The 3586-nt window shown below is 56.6% G+C and carries 3 protein-coding genes and 1 pseudogene; all 4 read left to right on the top strand.

Annotation, left to right across the window (positions count from 1 at the left end; genetic code table 11):
- The first annotated feature begins 33 nt into the window (after nt 1-33).
- Nucleotides 34-1296 (top strand): ABC transporter substrate-binding protein, encoded by a 1263-nt coding sequence (locus R6T97_RS03390; RefSeq protein WP_410347901.1) that lies wholly within the window; start codon nt 34-36, stop codon nt 1294-1296.
- Between the two features lie 130 nt (nt 1297-1426).
- Entirely contained in the window at nt 1427-2380 is a 954-nt protein-coding gene (locus R6T97_RS03385) for a carbohydrate ABC transporter permease (RefSeq protein ID WP_410347900.1), read from the top strand.
- Nucleotides 2380-3228: a carbohydrate ABC transporter permease gene (locus R6T97_RS03380; RefSeq protein WP_410347899.1), complete on the top strand. Its 849-nt coding sequence runs from the start codon at nt 2380-2382 to the stop codon at nt 3226-3228. Before R6T97_RS03385 ends, R6T97_RS03380 begins: the two co-directional genes overlap by 1 nt.
- 3 nt (nt 3229-3231) lie before the next feature.
- Nucleotides 3232-3586 (top strand): annotated as a pseudogene (locus R6T97_RS03375) (alpha-galactosidase); the annotation flags it as partial.

Raw genomic sequence — 3586 nt, 5'->3', positions numbered from 1 at the left:
GGTTTACACACGGAAGCATACTGGGAGGAAACCATGCATTCCATTTTGAAGACGTCGCTCGCGGCGTTTGTTGCTGCTGGCGTTACCGCGTCAACCGCTGCCGCCGATGCACATTCGCTGTCTGGCGAACTCAACATCATCTCCGACATGTCAAACCCGGCACCACGCGCGGTCATGGAAGGGCTTGCCGCCGACTTTGACGCGCTGCACCCCGAACTTGAGGTCAACCTGACGATTGTCGACCGCGAAGCGTGGAAAACACAAATTCGCAACGCGCTGAGCGCCAATCCGCCAGACGTTGTGAACTGGTATGCGGCCAACCGCATGCGCCCTTATGTCGACGCAGGGCTGTTTGCGGACATTTCCGACCTTTGGGCCGAACCCGCCTTTGATGCGCTGGCATCCACCCAAGGTGCGATGACGCTCGACGGTGCCCAATGGGGTGTGCCTTACACATACTACCAGTGGGGCGTTTATTACCGCAAAGACATCTTCGACCAGTACGGACTGAGCGAGCCTGCCGATTGGGAAGAAGAGAAGGCCAACTGCCAGACACTGCTGGACAACGGTGTCAAGTGCTACACCATCGGCACCAAATTCCTTTGGACTGCCGGCGGCTGGTTCGACTACATCAACTCGCGCACGAACGGTTATGATTTCCACATGGCGCTGGCCCGTGGTGAAGTCGAATGGACAGACGACCGCGTACGTCAGACGTTCGCCAACTGGCGCGAACTGATCGACATGGGCGCTTTCATCGACGATCACCAGACCTACAGCTGGCAGGAAGCCCTGCCATTCATGGTTAATGGCGAAGCCGCGTCTTACCTGATGGGTAACTTTGCGGTTGCCGCGATGCGTGATGGCGGCCTCTCCGACGATCAACTGGACTTCTACCAGTTTCCGATGATCAACCCTGAAGTCGACTATGCAGAGGACGCGCCGACCGATACGTTCCACATCCCATCCGGAGCGCAGAACATGGACGCAGCAAAGGAATTCCTGCGCTATGTGACATCGGCTGACGTGCAAACAAAGATCAACAGTGGTGAAGGCTTGGGCCAGTTACCGGTCAACGCCAACGCATCCATCGACGATGACAAGTTCCTCGCCGAAGGGTTCGAGATGCTCTCGAACAATGCAGGTGGCGGCATCATGCAGTTCTTCGACCGTGACTTCGATGCGGAAATGGCATCTGTCGGCATGGAAGGCCTGCAGGAATTCATGGTGTTCCCGGACAATCTGGACGACATCCTGATGCGCCTCGAGGAAACACGTCAACGCATCTACAACTAAACCGTAGCGGTGGGTTTTACCCACCTACAGCACCCACCTTTTTGTAGGGTGGGTGCAACCCACACGACGCCAACCCATCTGCAAGACCTTTTCGGCCTTTCACATGTGTTGACCCAGTAGGAGAAACGCCATGTCGGTGTCCCCGGCCGTTCCAAGCACCCGTGCCAGCCAACCGCAACGCGGATGGTACAAGCGTAACGAGATTGCGATCACGCCGTGGCTTTTCCTGTTGCCCGCCATGATCTTTTTCGCGGTCTACGTGATAATGCCGATCGGTCAGTCATTTTGGATTTCTTTCCATGAATGGGACGGTCTGGGCGAAAAGACATGGGTTGGCACGGCCCATTATGAACGCCTGCTTGGATGGGGCGAACAGAACATGGACCGCAAGTTTCAGATCTCTTTCTGGAACAACCTCAGGTGGCTGGTGCTTTACCTTCTGGCAATTCCCGCAGGCCTGTTCATCGCGCTTTTCCTGAACCAGTCGGTGACGGGCATCCGCTTTTACAAGTCGATGTTCTTCTTTCCGTTCGTCATCTCTCAGGTTGTCGTCGGTCTGGTTTTCAGCTGGTTCTATCTGCCACGCGAAGGTCTGCTGAACGCAATCCTCGGGGTCTTTGGTGCCGGTCCGGTGAACATCCTTGGCGATCCGACATTGGCGACCTACGGCATCATCGCTGCGGGCCTTTGGCCGCAGACCGCATACTGCATGATCCTTTATCTTACCGGCCTCAACGCCGTTGACCCCGAACAGGTAGAGGCCGCACGCCTTGACGGGGCCAAAGGCCACAAGATGTTGTGGTACGTGATCCTGCCGCAACTCAAGCCCGCGACGTTCATCGCCTTCGTCGTGACAATCATCGGCGCTTTGCGATCCTTTGATCTGATCAGCGTGATGACCAACGGCGGGCCTTTCGGGTCAACCCGCGTGCTGTCATTTTATATGTTCGAAGAGTCACTTTCCGAATTCGGGTTCCGCATGGGCTTTGGTGCTGCGATCGCGGTCGTATTGTTCTTCATCATGCTCGGGTTCATCGCCTATTTCCTTTACTCCATGTACCGTGACGAAAAGGGAGCGCACTGATGTTTCCAACCCCGCTTTCAAAGACCTCACGGTCTTGGCAGATCACCTATCAGGCGCTTTTGCCCTTGGCGTTGATCGTCTGGCTGCTGCCGCTGATCGCTGTCGCGAATTTTTCGATAAAACCAGAATCGGATTTCGTGAGTGGCAACTACTGGGGCATCCCCAGCAGTTTCGAGGCGTTTTCGAACTACGGCAAGGTCTTCTTTGAATCGAACATGCCGCGGTATCTGTGGAATTCGCTCTTCATCACCATTCCCACGGTCATCGGCGCGGTGGCACTGTCCTGCATGGCGGGCTTTGCGCTTGGCGTTTACAGGTTCAAAGGCAATCTGGCGATCTTCTTCATCTTCATCGCGGGCAACTTCGTACCCTTCCAGATCCTCATGGTGCCGGTGCGCGACCTGACCGTCAGCATGAACCTCTATGACACCAAAACCGGCCTCGTCCTGTTTCACATCGCGTTTCAGACCGGCTTTTGTACGCTCTTCATGCGCAACTTCATCCGCGCCCTGCCCTTCCCTCTGATCGAGGCTGCGCGCGTCGAAGGCATCGCGGAATGGCGCATTTTCCTTTACGTAGTCCTGCCCCTCATGAAACCCGCGCTGGCCGCACTTGCCGTGCTGATCTTTACCTTCATCTGGAACGATTATTTCTGGGCAGTCGTCCTGACCCAAGGACCCGGTGCGCAACCTGTCACTGCGGGGATCACCGAGTTCAACTCACAATTCCGCGCTGCCTATCACCTGATGAGCGCAGGATCGATCGTGGCCGCCTTGCCACCGGTCATCATGTTCTTTTTGATGCAGAAACACTTTATCGCGGGCCTCACCCTCGGAGCTGTAAAGTAAGCCATGAACCGTACCTATCGTATCGACGATGGCCGTCAGACGCTTGTTCTGGCGGCCCGCAATGACCGCCTGCCAGAGGTCGTTTACTGGGGGGCGCTGCTGCCGTCCGAGGAAAACCTCGATACGCTGCACGCCGCCCATGCGATCGACGTCACCGGCGGGATGCTGGACGAAAACCCCGACCTGTCGATCTGTCCAGAAGCCACCCGCAGCTTTCCCGGCCAGCCCGGACTGATCCTGCGCGACAGTGACGGCACCCCGATGTTGCCGAAGTTCTGCTTCGAGAGCGTCGAACAGAACGGCACTCTGGAACTGACCTATACCGACAAGGACAACGGGCTGACCCTGAGCGTCAGCT

Source organism: Yoonia sp. (assembly GCF_046498525.1).
In the GTDB taxonomy this organism is placed as follows: Bacteria; Pseudomonadota; Alphaproteobacteria; order Rhodobacterales; family Rhodobacteraceae; genus Yoonia.
This window is presented reverse-complemented; position numbering and strand designations above follow the sequence as displayed.